Origin of the sequence: Kocuria sp. CPCC 205260 (genome assembly GCF_040981045.1) — a bacterium.
Lineage (GTDB): Bacteria > Actinomycetota > Actinomycetes > Actinomycetales > Micrococcaceae > Kocuria > Kocuria palustris.
Window position 1 is genome coordinate 1 of the sequence record NZ_JAVKPT010000072.1, and the last position, 572, is coordinate 572.

Here is a 572-nt window from a genome sequence, read left to right on the forward strand (position 1 = left end):
GCATTGGACGATGCGGTGGAGCGCGCGTATGGGCTGGAGGTCGGCCTGGAGGAGAAGGACGTCGTGGCGCACCTGTTCGAGCTTTACGGCAGAGCCATTGGCGCCCTATGACGATCAGCGTCTGCATAATCAGGTCCAGTTCCGGGTCTAGAGGTAGGTCCCCGATTCTCGAGATGAGATCGTCCAGACCGAACGAACCGGCTACGTATTCTCACTGAAGCGCCCTGGGTTTCGTTCCGATCCAACTGAAGGAGAATCGGAACATGCCCAAGAAGTTCAGCCCCGAGTTGCGTGAGCGCGCCGTGCGGATGGTCCTGGAACGCCAGGCCGCGCAGGGCGGCCCACGCTCGCATTCCATCCGGGCCGTGGCCCCACAGCTTGGCGTCGGGGAGGAGACCTTGCGGATGTGGTGCAACCGCCACGGCCATGAGATCGAGCAGATACCCGCCGGAGAGGACCTGCAGCAGGAGAACAAGCGCCTCAAACGCGAACTCGCCGAAGCCCGCCGAGCCAATGAGATTCTCAAAGCCGCCTCGGCTTTTTTCGCAGCGGAACTCGACCGCCCCACGACG

1 protein-coding gene is annotated in these 572 nt (G+C 62.8%); it reads left to right on the forward strand.

Annotated features, from left to right (window positions below; genetic code table 11):
- Window positions 1-263: 263 nt before the first annotated feature.
- Window positions 264-572, forward strand: a 309-nt coding sequence (locus tag RF645_RS13220) for a transposase (RefSeq protein ID WP_368819264.1), incomplete at its 3' end; no start/stop codon positions are given.